This window comes from Streptomyces sp. NPDC102437, assembly GCF_044765565.1.
GTDB lineage: Bacteria > Actinomycetota > Actinomycetes > Streptomycetales > Streptomycetaceae > Streptomyces.
The window spans coordinates 285514-299991 of sequence record NZ_JBIWKI010000004.1; the positions used below are offsets into that span (position 1 = coordinate 285514).

Annotated in this window: 18 protein-coding genes; 2 read left to right on the plus strand and 16 right to left on the minus strand. The window is 73.4% G+C overall.

Features of this window, described 5'->3' with window-relative positions; all coding sequences use genetic code 11:
• Nucleotides 1-17: 17 nt before the first annotated feature.
• The 5 genes from ACIRJP_RS07985 to ACIRJP_RS08005 all read right to left on the minus strand — a co-directional run bounded on the left by ACIRJP_RS07985 (nt 18) and on the right by ACIRJP_RS08005 (nt 4478).
• Nucleotides 18-683, minus strand: coding sequence for a hypothetical protein (locus ACIRJP_RS07985; protein WP_404169615.1), 666 nt, complete (start codon nt 681-683; stop codon nt 18-20).
• A 57-nt stretch (nt 684-740) separates the two neighbouring features.
• Nucleotides 741-1205, minus strand: coding sequence for a VOC family protein (locus ACIRJP_RS07990; RefSeq protein ID WP_404169618.1), 465 nt, complete (start codon nt 1203-1205; stop codon nt 741-743).
• Nucleotides 1206-1267: 62 nt separating this feature from the next.
• On the minus strand, nt 1268-2542 hold the full coding sequence (locus tag ACIRJP_RS07995; protein ID WP_404169621.1) for an RNA polymerase sigma factor: 1275 nt from the start codon (nt 2540-2542) through the stop codon (nt 1268-1270).
• A gap of 78 nt (nt 2543-2620) precedes the next feature.
• Complete coding sequence (locus ACIRJP_RS08000; RefSeq protein WP_404169624.1) at nt 2621-2989, minus strand: YciI family protein; 369 nt, start codon at nt 2987-2989, stop codon at nt 2621-2623.
• Between the two features lie 40 nt (nt 2990-3029).
• Complete coding sequence (locus ACIRJP_RS08005; RefSeq protein WP_404169736.1) at nt 3030-4478, minus strand: MFS transporter; 1449 nt, start codon at nt 4476-4478, stop codon at nt 3030-3032.
• 173 nt (nt 4479-4651) lie between these two features.
• On the opposite strand from ACIRJP_RS08005, the gene ACIRJP_RS08010 reads away from it, so the two are divergent.
• Nucleotides 4652-5359, plus strand: a complete 708-nt coding sequence (locus ACIRJP_RS08010; protein WP_404169627.1) for a TetR/AcrR family transcriptional regulator — start codon at nt 4652-4654, stop codon at nt 5357-5359.
• Nucleotides 5360-5374: 15 nt separating this feature from the next.
• On the opposite strand, the gene ACIRJP_RS08015 is transcribed toward ACIRJP_RS08010, so the two are convergent.
• From ACIRJP_RS08015 to tsaB, 4 genes are read right to left on the minus strand one after another with little or no spacing between them, the layout of a single operon-like run.
• Nucleotides 5375-5653 (minus strand): hypothetical protein, encoded by a 279-nt coding sequence (locus ACIRJP_RS08015; RefSeq protein WP_404169630.1) that lies wholly within the window; start codon nt 5651-5653, stop codon nt 5375-5377.
• Nucleotides 5650-6762 (minus strand): tRNA (adenosine(37)-N6)-threonylcarbamoyltransferase complex transferase subunit TsaD, encoded by a 1113-nt coding sequence (gene tsaD / locus ACIRJP_RS08020; protein WP_404169633.1) that lies wholly within the window; start codon nt 6760-6762, stop codon nt 5650-5652. The genes ACIRJP_RS08015 and tsaD overlap by 4 nt, the downstream gene beginning before the upstream one ends.
• The gene (gene rimI / locus ACIRJP_RS08025) at nt 6762-7277 is read right to left on the minus strand and encodes a ribosomal protein S18-alanine N-acetyltransferase (protein WP_404169636.1); all 516 of its coding nucleotides are present in this window, start codon (nt 7275-7277) and stop codon (nt 6762-6764) included. Before rimI ends, tsaD begins: the two co-directional genes overlap by 1 nt.
• Nucleotides 7274-7936: a tRNA (adenosine(37)-N6)-threonylcarbamoyltransferase complex dimerization subunit type 1 TsaB gene (tsaB, locus tag ACIRJP_RS08030; RefSeq protein ID WP_404169639.1), complete on the minus strand. Its 663-nt coding sequence runs from the start codon at nt 7934-7936 to the stop codon at nt 7274-7276. Before tsaB ends, rimI begins: the two co-directional genes overlap by 4 nt.
• A 153-nt stretch (nt 7937-8089) precedes the next feature.
• Here tsaB and ACIRJP_RS08035 point away from each other — a divergent pair, with 153 nt between their 5' ends.
• Complete coding sequence (locus tag ACIRJP_RS08035) at nt 8090-8647, plus strand: L,D-transpeptidase (protein ID WP_404169642.1); 558 nt, start codon at nt 8090-8092, stop codon at nt 8645-8647.
• Nucleotides 8648-8726: 79 nt separating this feature from the next.
• Here the strand turns inward: ACIRJP_RS08035 and ACIRJP_RS08040 are convergent, their stop codons facing one another.
• The 7 genes from ACIRJP_RS08040 to ACIRJP_RS08070 all read right to left on the minus strand — a co-directional run bounded on the left by ACIRJP_RS08040 (nt 8727) and on the right by ACIRJP_RS08070 (nt 14476).
• Entirely contained in the window at nt 8727-8906 is a 180-nt protein-coding gene (locus ACIRJP_RS08040) for a hypothetical protein (protein ID WP_404169644.1), read from the minus strand.
• Between the two features lie 218 nt (nt 8907-9124).
• On the minus strand, nt 9125-9664 hold the full coding sequence (gene tsaE / locus ACIRJP_RS08045; RefSeq protein WP_404169647.1) for a tRNA (adenosine(37)-N6)-threonylcarbamoyltransferase complex ATPase subunit type 1 TsaE: 540 nt from the start codon (nt 9662-9664) through the stop codon (nt 9125-9127).
• The gene (locus ACIRJP_RS08050) at nt 9633-10886 is read right to left on the minus strand and encodes an alpha/beta fold hydrolase (RefSeq protein ID WP_404169650.1); all 1254 of its coding nucleotides are present in this window, start codon (nt 10884-10886) and stop codon (nt 9633-9635) included. Before ACIRJP_RS08050 ends, tsaE begins: the two co-directional genes overlap by 32 nt.
• A 93-nt stretch (nt 10887-10979) precedes the next feature.
• Nucleotides 10980-12134 (minus strand): alanine racemase, encoded by a 1155-nt coding sequence (gene alr, locus ACIRJP_RS08055; RefSeq protein WP_404169653.1) that lies wholly within the window; start codon nt 12132-12134, stop codon nt 10980-10982.
• A gap of 62 nt (nt 12135-12196) precedes the next feature.
• Nucleotides 12197-12583 (minus strand): DUF488 domain-containing protein, encoded by a 387-nt coding sequence (locus ACIRJP_RS08060; RefSeq protein WP_404169656.1) that lies wholly within the window; start codon nt 12581-12583, stop codon nt 12197-12199.
• Nucleotides 12584-12633: 50 nt separating this feature from the next.
• Entirely contained in the window at nt 12634-14103 is a 1470-nt protein-coding gene (locus ACIRJP_RS08065) for an NAD(P)H-hydrate dehydratase (RefSeq protein WP_404169659.1), read from the minus strand.
• A 4-nt stretch (nt 14104-14107) separates the two neighbouring features.
• Complete coding sequence (locus tag ACIRJP_RS08070) at nt 14108-14476, minus strand: holo-ACP synthase (RefSeq protein WP_266730350.1); 369 nt, start codon at nt 14474-14476, stop codon at nt 14108-14110.
• Between the last annotated feature and the right edge of the window lie 2 nt (nt 14477-14478).

Below are 14478 nucleotides of genomic sequence, written 5' to 3' on the forward strand. Positions count from 1 at the left end.
TCAGGATAGGTCCGCGGTCAGCGGTGGGCGCCGCCCCCGACGGAGATCAGCGGCTGCGGGGCGGGCGCCCCGGCCAGTACCCGCCGCACCCAGCGCCGGTGGGCGGACGCCTTGACGAGGCCGATGAGTCCGACGAGCCAGCTGATCAGCCCGAGCCCCATGACCAGGGCGACCATGCTGTAGGTGGACCTGCCCGGGGTGGCGGTCGCCGGCACCACGAAGCACGTGACCGCCCCGACCCCGCACAGCACGGCGGACATCAGCATCCAGGCGGTGCCGGCACCCGGCATCCGCAGCGCCGCGTCACCTGCCGGATCGCGGTCCAGCCCGCCCCAGGCGTCGAGCAGTCGGCGGATCCTGCGGTCCCTGCGCAGGCCGATGACGACGAGGACGACCGCGGGCACCATGCAGCAGAGGCCCATGGCGGCGATGATCACACCGATCCCGGCGCTGATGACGTCGTACGACTCCTCGAAGGTGACGAGCGCCGTGCCCACCAGGAGCCAGCCGAGCGCGCACATCGCACCCCACAGCCACAGCATCGCCAGCCGCCCCGGCGAGACATGGGCCCTCACCAGCGCCCCGAGCACCGCGGCCCGGTCGGCGAGCAGCGCGTCCCGGTCGGGCCAGGAGCGTATTTCCACGGGTGGCGGCGGAGGCGGCAGCGGTGCGCGACGAGACATGGGCATGACCCTACCGACCGTGCCCGCAGGCCGGTTCAGACGTCGCTCAGGTGTTGCTCACGCGTTGCGCAACGCCTCGATGTCCAGCTTCCGCATGCCCATCATCGCCTTCATGGCCCGCGCGGCCTTGTCGGGGTCCGGGTCGGACAGCGCCTCTTCGAACCCGCGGGGGACGAGCTGCCAGGACAGGCCGTACTTGTCCTTGAGCCAGCCGCACTGCCCCTCCTCGCCGTCCGCGGTGAACTCGGCCCACAGGGTGTCCACCTCTTCCTGCGTGGCGCAGTCCACGGAGAGCGAGATCGCCTCGGTGAAGGGGAACTGCGGGCCGCCGTTGAGCGCGACGTACTCCTGGCCGGCCAGCCGGAACCGGACGGTCATGACCGATCCCGTCTCCCCCGGACCGGCCCCGGGGTAGTACGTCGTCCTGAGCACCTCGGAGTCGCCGCCGAAGACGGACACGTAGTAGTTCGCGGCTTCCTCGGCCTGGGTGTCGAACCACAGGAAAGTGGTGATCTTCTGCATGGTCTGCTCCTGTCGGGTGGTACGGGAGGCTGTGGAAGGCAGACCCCTGCGACGGCCGGAACTCATCGGCCGTCGCGGACCGGATGTTCCGCGCGCTCCAGGAGCATCGTCCGTTCCCGTTCGTTGCGGGCCAGTCCGGCCGCCCTTACGAACTCCGCCCGCGCCTCGTCCGTACGCCCCGTCCTGGCCAGCAGGTCCCCGCGCACGCTGGGCAGCAGGTGGTAGTCCCGGAGCGCCGGGTCGTCGGTCAGTGCGTCGACCAGGGCGAGTCCGGCGGCCGGGCCCCGCGCCATCGAGACGGCCACGGCCCGGTTCAGCTCGACGACCGGGGACGGCGCGATCGCGGCGAGGCGGTCGTAGAGGGCGGCGATGGTGGTCCAGTCGGTGTCCTGGTACGTCACGGCGCGCGCGTGGCAGGCCGCGATCGCGGCCTGCACGGTGTACGGGCCGAGCCCGGCCCCCTGGCCGGTCGCCGCCACGGCCCGCTCCAAGGCCGCGATCCCGCGCCGGATCAGCAGGCGGTCCCAGCGGGCCCTGTTCTGGTCGGCGAGCAGCACCGGCGCACCGTCCGGACCGGTCCTGGCGGCGGTGCGCGAGGCCTGAAGCTCCAGCAGCGCCGCCAGTCCGTGGGCCTCGGGCTCCCGCTCCATCAGGCCGGCGAGCACCCGGGCCAGCCGCAGCGCGTCCTCGCAGAGCGCCGGGCGCAGCCAGTCGTCGCCCGCGGTCGCCGCGTAGCCCTCGTTGAAGATCAGGTAGATGACTTCGAGCACGGAGCCGAGGCGGGCGGCACGCTCGGGTCCGTAGGGCACCTCGAAGGGGATGCCCTCGCGGCCCAGGGTCCGTTTCGCCCGGACGATGCGCTGGGCGACGGTCGGTTCGGGGGCCAGGAACGCGCGGGCGATCTCCTCGGTGGTGAGTCCGCCGAGCAGCCGCAGGGTGAGGGCGATCCGGGCCTCCGTGGAGAGCACCGGGTGGCAGGCGGTGAAGATCAGCCGGAGGAGATCGTCGTCGATGTCGTCGGCTTCCGGCGGCTCGGGCGGCGGCACGTCCTCCAGGGACCGCCCCACCTCGGCGAGCTTGCGCGCGTAGGTCTCCTTGCGGCGTACGAGGTCGATCGCGCGGTGTCTGGCGGTGGCCATGAGCCAGGCGCCCGGCCGGTCCGGGACACCTGACTCGGGCCACTGCTCCAGTGCGGCCACCAGGGCGTCCTGCGCGAGTTCCTCGGCGATGCCCACGTCCCGCACGATGCGGGTGACACCTGCGATGATCCGCGCCGACTCGATCCTGAAGACCGCCTCGACCGCCTCGGCCGCCGGCTTCGGGCTTGCTGCCGTCATGATCACTCATCACAGCAGCCGTGCCGGGGCGGGGCAAGCAGGCCGGTCAGAGCCGGTCGGAGGACACCCGGCCGGCTCTCAGGCGCCCAGGGTGGTCTCGTCGATCTGGCGGACCTCGGAGGTCACGGTCCAGTTCTCCGGGTGGGTCCGCAGGAACCGCCGGGTCCACTCCAGGGCCTCCTCCTTGTCCTTGGTCTGGAGGATGGCGTAGCCGCCGACGACCTCCTTGGTCTCGGTGAAGGGCCCGTCGGTGTGGGTGAGCTTCCCGCCGGACCAGGTGACCCTGGTCCCCCGGGAGGTCGGGGTGAGCCCGGCCGTCTCCAGCATGACGCCGGCCTTGGGGATCTCCTCGAACAGCGCGCCCATGCGTGCCTCGAACCCGGGGTCCGGGTCGTCGAAGGGGAGGCTCTGCTCATCGATGCGGATCAGTGTCATGAAGCGCGGCATGGTGACTCCTAGGTCGGAGGGCGGGGGCTCTCCCCGCCTCTCACCCTTGCGTCGAACGGGACCCGGCCGGATCGACAGCTCCCGGGAAATTCTTCTGAGAATCTTCCGGCCCGGCCTCCGGAGCGGTCTCGGGGGCGCTCTCCAGGGCGGTCTCCGCGGCCCCCGCCGGCGCCTTCGCAAGCAGCACCAGGGCCACCAGCGCCGCGGCCACGAGCAGCCCGGCGCAGACCCGGAACGCCGCCGAGTACCCGGCCGCCAGGTCGGCCGGGCGGTGCCCGTCGCCGGTGACCCGGGCGGCGACGGTGACCAGGACCGCGAGGCCCAGCGAGCCGCCCACCTGGCGGGCGCTGTTCAGCAGCCCGGAGGCCATGCCCGTCTCGTCGGGCGCCACATCGGTCGTGGCCGCCGTGCCGAGCGGTACGAAGCACATCCCGACGCCGATGCTGCAGACCAGTGAGGGGCCGAGGATCGAGAGCAGGAACCCGCCGTCGGTCCGCGCGGTCGCCGCGTATCCGGCGAGGCCGAGCGCGGCCAGGAAGGCGCCGAGCGCCAGCAGCCGTCCGGTGCCGAGCGCCGCGACCGTACGCGTGGCGACGACCGAGCCGACGACGACGCCCACCGGGAACGGAAGGAAGGCGAAACCGGCGGCGGTCGGCCCGTAGTCGAGCACCTGCTGCATGTAGAGCGAGACGAAGTAGAACGCGGCGAACTGCCCGGAACTCAGCAGCAGGCAGATGAGATTCGCGCCCAGGACCGGCCGCTGTGCCAGCAGCCCGGGACGGAGCAGCGGGGAGCGGGTGCGCAGCTCGACGGCGACGAAGGTGGTCAGCAGCAGCGCGGCGGCACCGAGCGTGCCCAGCGTCCGGGGCGACCCCCAGGAGTCGGTCGAGGTGCGTACGAGCCCGAGGACGAGCAGCGTCGTACCCGTGGTGGCCAGCAGCGCTCCCAGCACGTCGAGCCGGGCGCCGGTCCGGGCCCGCTCGCCCCGCAGCCCGGCGCGCACGGCCCCCACCAGCGCGAAGCCCACGATCGGCACGTTCACCAGCATCACCGCGCGCCAGCCCGCGGCGTCGGTGAGCACCCCGCCCGCGAGGACGCCGACCGCGCCGCCCGTCGCGCCCGCCATGCCCCACAAGCCCAGGGCGCGGGAGCGGGCGGGCCCGGCCGGGAAGGCCAGGGCGATCAGCGCGAAGGCGACCGGGGCGAGCGCTGCGGCGCCGACGCCCTGCACCGCCCGGGCGGCGATCAGCGCGCCGGGCGACCGGGCGAACCCGCCGGCCAGGCTCGCCGCGCCGAACAGCACCAGGCCCGCCATCAGGACCCGGCGGCTGCCGAGCAGATCGGCGAGCCGCCCGCCGAGCATCAGCAGCCCGCCGAAGGCCAGCGCGTAGGCGTTCACCACCCAGAGCAGCCCCTGGGGCGTGAAGCCCAGGTCGCCGCGCATGTCCGGCAGCGCCACGTTCACCACCGACATGTCCAGCGCCACCATGAACTGCACGACGAGGGCCACCACCAGCAGCCAACGCGTGTGCCGTGACTGTTCGTCCACGACTCGCCCCTTCCTTCACGATCACCGGTCGGACCATTACTATACGCGTATAGAAATTAATCGCCAGGGATCCCGAAAGGCACGGGGACAGGGGGACGGGAGACAATGCCGGGGTGTCAGGGACAGAGAAGAAGCGGGCGCCGGCGGCGAACCGGGCTCCCGCGAAACGATCCGTGGGGCGGCCTCGCAGGCTCGACCCGGACGCGATGGTCGCCACCGCGCGCCGCATCATCGAGGAAGAGGGCGTGGACGCCCTGAGCATGCGGCGGGTGGCGAAGGAGCTCGGCTCCACGCCGATGGCGCTCTACCACTACGTACAGGACAAGGACGAGCTGCTGATGCTCACCCTGTCGGGCACCGCGGCCGCCTTCTCCCGCCCCGAGCTGCCCGAGGACCCGCGCGAGCGGCTGCTGGCCGTGGCCGTGCACATGCACGGCATCCTGGAGCGGATCCCGTGGGTGCTGGACATCCTGGCGCTGGGCGAGCTGACCGACAAGAACGCGCTGTGGATGGTCGAGGAGATCATCGACTCGGCGCTCGCCTGCGGCCTCTCCCCCGCCCGGGCGGTACGCGCGTACCGGACGATCTGGAGCTACGTCTACGGCGACCTGATATTCCGCCGGGCCGCCGAACGCCGCGCGCAGACCCCGCCGAGCAGGCGCTACTTCCCCGACATGGTCACGGAAGCGGACGCGGCGACACTGCCCCGGCTCGCCGCGATCAAGGACGACTGGCGCGCGTACTCCGCCGACTACGACGTGGCGGACGAACTCGACGCGATCATCCGGGGACTGATACCCCGGGACGCCCCTTCCGACTGAGGGACCGAGGGCAGGTCACCCGGTGGCGGCCCCGTCGTCCCCCAGCGACTCGAAACGCCAGCGGTGCACCGGTCGGGCGATCAACTCGGCGTCCGGCTCCGGGAGTTCGGGCAGCTCGTCGCCGTACGCACCCTCCCACCAGGTGATGACCAGGACCCGGTCCTGCGGGGCGCGCAGCAGCTCGCGGCGGAGCGGCTCGCGGGCCAGCTCCGCCGAACGGGCCCGCGCCCACTCCAGGAGTTCGGCGCCGCGGCCGTCGGTGGCGCGGGCCTCCCACATGAGGGCGACGGTCATGAGTAGAGGTTGTCCTTGCTGATCTCGTGGACGTGGTCGTGGTCGTGGTCGTGGGTGTGCGTGTGGGCACCCGGTACGTGGGTGTCGGTCACCGGCAGCGAGGAGTCCGCGGACAGCTCCAGGTCCGAGGCTGGCCGGTTCCGGGCGACCATCTCCGCGCCCAGCGCCGCGACCATCGCGCCGTTGTCCGTGCACAGCCCGGGGCGCGGCACCCGCAGCCGGACGCCGGCCCGTTCGCACCGCTCCTCGGCCAGCGCCCGCAGCCTCGAGTTGGCCGCGACCCCGCCGCCGATCATCAGGTGGTCGACGCCCTCGTCCTTGCAGGCCCGGACGGCCTTTCGGGTGAGCACGTCCACGACGGCCTCCTGGAAGGACGCCGCCACGTCCCGTACCGGCACCTCCTCGCCCGCCGCGCGCTTGGCCTCGATCCACCGGGCCACCGAGGTCTTCAGGCCGGAGAAGGAGAAGTCGTAGGCGGGGTCGCGCGAACCGGTGAGCCCGCGCGGGAACGCGATCGCGGCCGGGTCGCCCTCCTTCGCCAGCCGGTCGATGACCGGACCGCCGGGGAAGCCGAGGTTCAGCACCCGGGCGATCTTGTCGAAGGCCTCGCCCGCCGCGTCGTCGATGGTCGCGCCGAGCGGCCGTACGTCATTGGTGATGTCCGGCGCGAGCAGCAGCGAGGAGTGGCCGCCGCTGACCAGCAGCGCCATCGTCGGCTCGGGCAGCGGGCCGTGCTCCAGCTGGTCCACGCAGATGTGCGAGGCGAGGTGGTTCACCCCGTAGAGCGGCTTGTTCAGCGCGTACGCGTACGCCTTCGCCGCCGACACCCCGACCAGCAGCGCGCCCGCGAGCCCGGGGCCCGCGGTGACGGCGATGCCATCAAGGTCGCGGGCGCTGATCCCGGCGTCCTTCAGGGCGCGCTCGATGGTGGGGACCATCGCCTCCAGGTGGGCGCGGGAGGCGATCTCCGGGACGACGCCGCCGAAGCGGGCGTGGGTGTCGACGCTGGACGCGACGGCGTCGGCGAGCAGGGTGGTGCCCCGGACGATGCCGACGCCGGTCTCGTCGCAGGAGGTCTCGATGCCGAGTACGAGCGGTTCGTCAGCCATCAGTCAGTCTCTGTTCCCTGTGCGTGCTCTTGCACGTGTTCTTGTACGTGGAGGCGCATGACGAGTGCGTCGATGTTGCCCGGCTGGTAGTAGCCGCGCCGGAAGCCGATCGGTTCGAAGCCGAAGCGTTCGTACAGCTTCTGGGCCCGGGTGTTGTCGACGCGGACTTCGAGCAGCACCTCGGCGCACTCGAAGGCCGTGGCGTGCTTCAGCAGATCGGTGAGCAGCTCGGAGCCGAGGCCGCCGCCCCAGTGGTCGCGGGTGACGCCGATCGTCTGTACGTCGGCGAGGTCGCCGGCCGCGGCGAGGCCCGCGTAGCCGACGATCCGGCCGGTGACGGGGTCCTCGGCGACGACGTAGCGGCGGGTGGCCCGGGGACCCCGGGAGTGCGCCAGCTCCGACCAGAACATGCCGGCCGACCAGGCGTCGTCCGGGAACAGCTCGTGTTCGAGCTCCAGCACCGGATCGATGTCCCACCAGCGCATCTCGCGCAGAACGGCAGTCGTGGTCGTCACTTCGGAGTGACCACCTTGTAGTTCTTCGGCACCTGGGCGTCGGGCCTGCGGAGGTAGAGCGGCTGCGGCGGCAGCAGTTCCGCGCCCGCGGCGAGCCGCTCGGCGGCGAGGGCGGCCAGCGCTCCGGCGCTGACATGCTCGGGGCCCCGGGCGTCCGGGAACGCCTCGCGGTAGAGCACCGCGCCCGCGCCGACGACGGGCAGTCCGGCGAGCTGTCCGGCGATGTCGGCGGGCCGGTCGACGGCGGGCCCGGTGGCCCGGGTGCGCGCGTCGTCGTATCTCGCCCAGTAGACCTCCTTGCGGCGGGCGTCCGTCGCGACGGCGAACGGCCCCTCCAGCCCGGCCAGCCCCGCGGCGTACGCGAGTCCGTCCAGGGTGCACAGCCCGTGCACCGGCACGGAGAGGGCGGAGCCGAAGGTCGCGGCGGTGACCAGGCCGACCCGGAGCCCGGTGTAAGGGCCGGGGCCGACGCCGACGACCACGTCCGTCACGGCGTCGAGTTTCACCCCGGCCTCGGCGAGGACCCGGTCGACGGCGGGCAGCAGCAGCTCCCCGTGCCTTCGGGCATCGACCTGACCGGACTCGGCGACGACGGAGGTCCCGTCGTGCAGGGCGACGGTGACGGCGGGGGTTGCGGTATCCACGGCGAGCAAGAGCACGCAAACAGCCTACGGCTCCGCCGACGGGGGCACGGCGCCCCGTACGGCGTCCCGGCACGCCCGGCCCCGGCTGCTACCGTCACCGTGCACACGCGAGTACGACGTAAACGCTAAACGCTTGTACGACATACGGAAGCGAAAGGGGCGCGCACGGTGTCTAGGGGCAGCTCGGGAATCGTGGCCGGGCTCACTGCGGCGGCGCTGGTCGCCGTCGGCGTCCTGGCCTTCCAGGCATCGGCGAACGTCCCCGACAACCTCGCGGCCCCCAGACCGAAGCCTTCCGCCACCGCCACCGAGCACGCGAAGCCGAAGGAGAAGTCGCGCCCGGCCGCGCTCCCCAAGGGCTCCGGCACCGGGAAGCGGGTCGTGTACGCCCTGGAGGACCGTCGCGTGTGGCTCGTCGACGCGGACGGCAAGGTGGCCCGGACCTTCGACGTCATGCCGAGCGCACTGAGCCCGCTGCCCGGGACCTACAGCGTGGGCACCCGCCAGGGCGCCGCCACCAAGGGCTCGGACGGCGTGATGATCGAGCACGTGGTGCGGTTCGCGATGGTGGACGACGCGGCCGTCGGGTTCAGCGCGGCGGTGGACGGCTCGATGGAGAGCCCGGACCCGACGCTGAAGACGGGCGGCGTGCGGATGTCCCGGCCCGACGGGGACGCCATGTGGGACTTCGCGATGGTCAGCACGAAGGTGGTCGTCGTCCCGTAGCGGCCGGTCCCGCCGCTGTCGCTCAGCGGTTCGCCGCCGCCGTTCCGCCCCCGTCCCGCGACGGGGCGCCACGCACGCGCTATGCCGCGTCGCGCCGGGACTCCAGCTCTTCCGACTCTTCCCCGGCCGACTCGACCGGCGGTGTGGACACCGCCGTGGCGGCGGCGCACGAGGCCAGCAGATCCTTCATCGACGGGGCGGACGGCGGCTGCGTCCGCGGCTGCGACTGCGGCTGCGTGTCACGCTCGGGCGTCGGCATGGATGCCTCCTGGAGCTCCGGTGGAGGTCGTGATTAGGCAAACCTAACCAGGTCTCCCGTCCATGTGACCACGACCGCCGCTCTCCGCGCAACAATTTACCGACGGCTTGTCGGAAAGAATTCCGGACGGCCGGATTCACACACGGACGAGCGCCCGGAAGGCCGACGGCGCGGTGAGCGAGGGGGCCATCCGGCGGGAGACCCGCCCGCCCCGGCGTTCAGTCGCCCATCGCCTCGCGCAGTCCCGCCCAGCGCGCGCCGATCCCGGCCAACGTCACCTCGCGCCGTTCGTCGTCCGTGTCGCCGACCGCGCGGTGGATCACCACCTGGAGCCGGTCCTCGGACAGCTCCTCGACCTTGCCGTCGCCCCACTCCACGACCACCACCGACTCCGGCAGCGACACGTCGAGGTCCAGGTCCTCCATCTCGTCCAGCCCGCCGCCCAGGCGGTACGCGTCGACGTGGACCAGTGCCGGGCCGCCGGTCAGCGACGGGTGGACTCGGGCGATCACAAAGGTGGGGGAGGTGACCGCGCCGCGCACGCCGAGGCCCTCACCCAGGCCGCGGGTGAGCGTCGTCTTGCCTGCGCCGAGCTCTCCGGTGAGCATCACGAGGTCGCCCGGCCGCAGGATCCCGGCGATCCGGCGGCCGAGTGCCTGCATCCGTTCGGGGGACTCGACGGCCAGGCCCAGGGTGACGGTGGCGGACGCGGCGTCCTCGACGAGCTCAGTCGCCGGGCTGTTGTGCGGTGCTTCCATGTCCGCCAACGTTAGCCGTTGCCGGCACGGCTCCGACGCGTACCAGCAGGTCCGCCAGCCGGTCCGTGACCGTCTCGGGGTGCTCCAGCATCACGAGATGGCCGGCGTCCGGGACGATGACCAGCTCCGCGTCCGGGAGCTGGTCCGCGATGGTCTCGCTGTGCGAGCTGGGCGTCACCAGGTCCTTGTCACCCGCCAGGATCAGGACCGGGACGTCGAGGAAGGCGGGCAGCGCGCCGCTCTTGTCGTGTTCGGTGAAGGCCGGGTAGAACTCGGCGACCACGTCGATCGGGGTGGACTCGATGAGCCGCTCGGCGAACCGCTCCACCGCCGGATCCACGTCCCGCGAACCGAACGAGTACCGCTTGATCAGCCCGGCGAAGAGGTCGGCGGTCGCCCGGCGGCCCCGTTCCACCAGCTCGGCCTGGGAGCCGAGCGCCCTGAGCACCCCGGGCAGCACCCGGCGCACCGCGTTCACGCCCGCGACCGGCAGCCCGAAGTCGACCTCGCCCAGCCTCCCGCTCGATGTGCCGATGAGGGCGATGGCGGCGACCCGGTCCCGGATCAGCGCGGGGTACTGGTCGGCCAGGGCCATCATCGTCATGCCGCCCATCGAGTGCCCGACCAGCACCAGCCTGCCCTCGGGGGCCGCCGCGTCGATCACCGCCTTCAGGTCGCGGCCGAGCTGGTCGATGCCGACCGTCACGCCCTGCGCATGGGCCCGGCCGCGCTCGGAGCGGCCGTGGCTGCGCTGGTCCCAGTGGACGGTGCGGACCAGGCCGCGCAGCGCCGCCCGCTGGAAGTGCCAGGAGTCCTGGTTGAGGCAGTAGCCGTGGCTGAAGACCACGGTGACGGGGGCAGGGGCCTTGCGGCCGAAGAGCCTGCGGCGGCGGGTGCCGGGGGCGGCGGCGCCCCCGCTGCCCGCGTCGGTGCCTGCGGCGCCGTCCGGTTCCACCTCGTCGACCTCGTAGTACAGCTCGGTGCCGTCGTCGGCCGCGGCCCGGCCGGGCAGGCCGCGCAGCGAGCCGTACGGTCCGGTGGCGTCCAGTGCCAGCCTGGCCCGCTTGCGCATGCCCCGGCCGACGGTGAGCCGCTCGACCGCGACACCGGCGGCGGCGCCCGCCGCGATCACGCCTATGGCGGCTCCGGCGATCCCCGCCCGGCGCCAGCCGACCGCCGTAGCGGCCGTCGTCACCGCGTCCCCCGCACCGATCTCGCTCACCGTGCCGCGCTCCTCGTCGGTCGTATCCGTCAGGTCAGGGCCGGGCTGTTCCGGTCGTGATTCGATCGTGCCTGGTCAGCGGCGCCTGGTCGGTCAGGACTCGGCCGGGGTGGCATGCAGATGCACGCGCGGTACGCGGGTGCCGATCCGGGTGACGATCTCGTACGCGATCGTGTCGGCGGCCTGCGCCCAGTCCTCGGCGCTCGGCTCGCCCCGGTCCCCCGGGCCAAAGAGCACCGCCTCGCTGCCGACCTCGACCTCGTCCCCGTCGAGATCGACGACGAACTGGTCCATGGCCACCCGGCCGGCGATCCGCCGGGTGACACCGCCGACCAGGACCGGGGCGCGGCCCGAGGCGTGGCGCGGGATGCCGTCCGCGTAGCCGACCGGCACCAGGCCCAGGGTGGTCTCGGCGGAGGTCGTGTAGTGGTGGCCGTAGCTGATCCCGTGACCGGCCGGCACCTGCTTGACCAGGGCGACCGAGGCGATGAGCGTCATGACGGGGCGCAGCCCGAAGTCGGCCGGGGTGCCCAGCTCGGGGCTGGGCGAGATGCCGTAGATCGCGATCCCGGTCCGGACCAGGTCGAAGTGGGCCTCGGGGATCGACAGCGTCGCCGGAGAGTTGGCCATGTGGCGCACCTCGGGGTCGACGCCCTCCTTCTCCGCGTGCGCCACCATGTCCCGGAACAGGGCCAGCTGGGCGGCGATGGAGGGGTGGCCCGGCTCGTCGGCGCAGGCGAAGTGGGACCACAGGCCGGTGATCCGTACGGTGCCCGCGTCCTCGGCATCGCGGGCGGCGGCGACGAGCTCCGGCCAGTCGGCGGGCTGGCAGCCGTTGCGCCCGAGGCCGGTGTCGGCCTTGAGCTGGATCCGGGCCGGGATGCCCGCCTCGGTGGCCGCGGCCACGACCTCGCGCAGCGCCCACATCCCGCTCACCGACACGTCGATGTCGGCCTCGATCGCCTCGCGCCAGGGGCCGCCCGGAGTCCACAGCCAGCACATCACCCGGCCGCCGAGTCCGGCGGCCCGCAGGGCCAGCGCCTCCTGCGGGGTCGCGGTGCCGAGCCAGGTCGCCCCGGCCTCCAGCGCGGCGCGGGCGCAGGGCACCGCCCCGTGCCCGTACGCGTCGGACTTGACGACGGCCATGAGTTGCGCGCCCGCCGCCCGTGCGCGCAGCACACGCACATTGGCACGCAATGCGGCGAGGTCGATCTCGGCACGGGCTCTCAAGGACGCTGTCTCGTTCATCGCGCCCAGTCTCTCAGAGGCGCCCGGCGGGGCCCTCGGGCGGCGGGTCGCCAGGCCGTCCCTCAGCGATGGTGCAGCTCGTGTTCCAGGTGGTCGACGATGACCGGGACATGACTGTGGGGTACGTCCTTGACCGCCGTGACCAGTGTCACCGGGCCGCCCTCCTCGACGAGTTCGACCAGTTCCCGGACGGCCGCCGTGTGGACGGGGTCGGTCAGTTCGGCCCGGTAGCGGTCGACGAACTCGTCGTAACGGGTCCCGGTGCGGTCCTCGTGGTACCAGTCGCGCAGTTCGTTCGACGGGGTGATGTCCTTGAGCCACTTGTCGATCGCGGCCTTCTCCTTGGACTCGCCGCGCGGCCAGAGCCGGTCGACGAGGACGCGGGTGCCGTCGGCGTCCTCCTTCGGCTCGTACACCCGGCGCACGCGTACATCGCTGCTGCTGCCCACGGTCGGCCCTCCTGTCGGCTGCGGTCGGTGGCTGCTGGGCCCAGCATCACTCAGGCCCGTACGTCCCGCCACGCCGCCGGGATCGCCTCGGCGACGTCCTGCGCGGCGACGGGCGAGCCGTCGGAGGCGCGGCGGGCGGCGAGTCCGTGCAGATGGGCGCCGGCCGACGCGGCGTCGCGCGGGGCGAGACCCGCGGCGAGCAGCGAGCCGGTCAGTCCGGACAGGACGTCGCCGCTGCCCGCCGTGGCCAGCCAGGAGGTGCCGGTCGGATTGACCCGTACGGGAGTGGCCGGGTCGCCGGTGGCGACCAGGGTCGTCGAACCCTTGAGCAGGACCGTGGCGCGGTAGCGGGCGGCCAGCTCCCGTACGGCGGCGAGCCGCCCCGCCTCGACCTCCTCGCGCGGGACGCCGAGCAGGGCCGCGGCCTCACCGGCGTGGGGGGTGAGGACGGTCGGCGCGGTGCGCTCCCGTACGGCACCGGCGTCCAGCAGCCGCAGCCCGTCCGCGTCCACCAGCACCGGGACCTCCGTCGCGAGCACGCCCCGGACCGCCTCGGCGGCCTGAGCGCCGTCACCGAGTCCGGGCCCGACGACCCACGCCTGCACCCGTCCCGCCTTCGACGGCGGTCCCGCGTGCACCAGCGTCTCCGGGTGGCGGGCGATCACCGCGCCGGCACCCGGACCGACGTACCGCACGGCCCCCGCGCCGCCCCGCAGCGCCCCGGAGACGGCCAGCACCGCCGCACCCGGGTAGCGCGCGGATCCGGCGACCACGCCGACGACCCCGCGCCGGTACTTGTCGCTCTCGGCGCCGGGGACCGGCAGCAGGGCCGCGACGTCCGCGTACTGGAGCACCTCCAGCTCGGGTACCTCGGGCAGTTCGGGCCCGAGACCGATGTCGACGAGATGCAGCGCGCCCGCCCGTTCGGCGGCCGGGTCGACGAGCAGGCCCGGCTTGTACGTGCCGAAGGTGACCGTAGCGTCGGCGCGCACAGCCTCGCCGAGCACCTCGCCGGTGTCGGCCTCGACCCCGCTGGGCAGGTCGACGGCGATCAGGGGCGCGCCGGTCGCCGTGAAGGCCCGCACCAGTTCGGCGGCGTCCGGACGCAGCCCGCCCCGGCCGCCGATGCCGGTGATCCCGTCCACCACGAGATCGATGTGACCGCGCCAGCCGTCCGCGCCCCGCGCCCCCGCCACACCGTCCGCGATCCGCCCGCCCGCCGCGAGCAGGGCCGCGAGGCCGCCCTCGTGGGCGCGGCCGGGGGCGGTGAGCACGGCGCGCACTCCGGCGCCGCGCCGGGCGAGCCGGGCGCCCGCGTACAGCGCATCGCCGCCGTTGTCGCCGCTGCCGACGAGAAGGACGACCCGGGACCCGTACACCCGGCCGCGCCGTCGCAGTACGTCGGCGCAGGCCGCCGCGAGTCCGGCGGCGGCGCGCTGCATCAGCGCGCCCTCGGGGAGCCTGGCCATCAGGGCCTGTTCGGCGGCCCGTACGGTCTGAACGCTGTAGGCGGTACGCATGTGCTCAACCCTCCGCGATCACCACGGCCGACGCCACCCCCGCGTCATGGCTGAGCGACACGTGCCAGTGCCGTACGCCCAGCTCGGCGGCGCGGGCGGCGACGGTGCCCCGGACCCGCAGCCGGGGCTGCCCGCTGTCCTCGACCCACACCTCGGCGTCCGTCCAGAGCAGTCCGCCGGGCGCGCCGAGCGCCTTCGCGAGGGCCTCCTTCGCGGCGAACCTGGCGGCGAGCGAGGCGATGCCCCGCCGCTCACCGCTGGGCAGCAGCAACTCCCGTTCCACAAAGAGCCGTTCGGCCATCTGCGGCGTACGCTCCAGCGCCGCGTCGAACCGTTCGATCTCGGCCACGTCGATCCCGACCCCGATGATCACGC